This window comes from Pseudomonas sp. FSL R10-2189, from assembly GCF_009600325.1.
Lineage (GTDB): Bacteria > Pseudomonadota > Gammaproteobacteria > Pseudomonadales > Pseudomonadaceae > Aquipseudomonas > Aquipseudomonas helleri.
On sequence record NZ_WIVZ01000126.1, the window covers coordinates 1 to 452 of the forward strand.

Annotated in this window: 1 protein-coding gene; it reads right to left on the reverse strand. The window is 57.1% G+C overall.

What is annotated here, in order from left to right:
- The coding region (locus GHO32_RS26220; protein ID WP_178113955.1) for a transposase domain-containing protein at nucleotides 1–452 on the reverse strand (452 nt) is incomplete at both ends.

Genomic DNA, 452 nt, shown 5'->3' on the forward strand with positions numbered 1-452 from the left:
ATCAGTTTTTCGGCCAACTTCATTTCGCTACTGTGGTAGCTCTCGAACGTGCTGCTTATCAGCAGGTGGCTGGTCAGTTCCATCTGACAGACCATTCGAACTTGAGGAAAACTGCCATCGCCGTGCTGGTTTGTAGCGCCGCCATAGTGCGCACGGTTTTCTGCAGTATCCGGGGTGCTCCAGACGACACCATCCACGCCAAGTAGCGTTAGCCCCAGCCATTGAGGGTGTTTAGTCTCTTCGTGCCACCGCTGCTGGGTAAGCGTGAAGACTTCGCGGACAGCTTCGCTACCGAGCCGTTGCCGCCCTTGGACAACAGCACTGGGCGCTACCAGAGGCCGCTTGCCCGGCAGCATGATGTCCATGTGATTCACGACATCCCAAGCCGACATCCGGCGAAACAACGCCATGCCGATGATGCACCACACTAGGCTTTCAAGTGGAAGACGGCG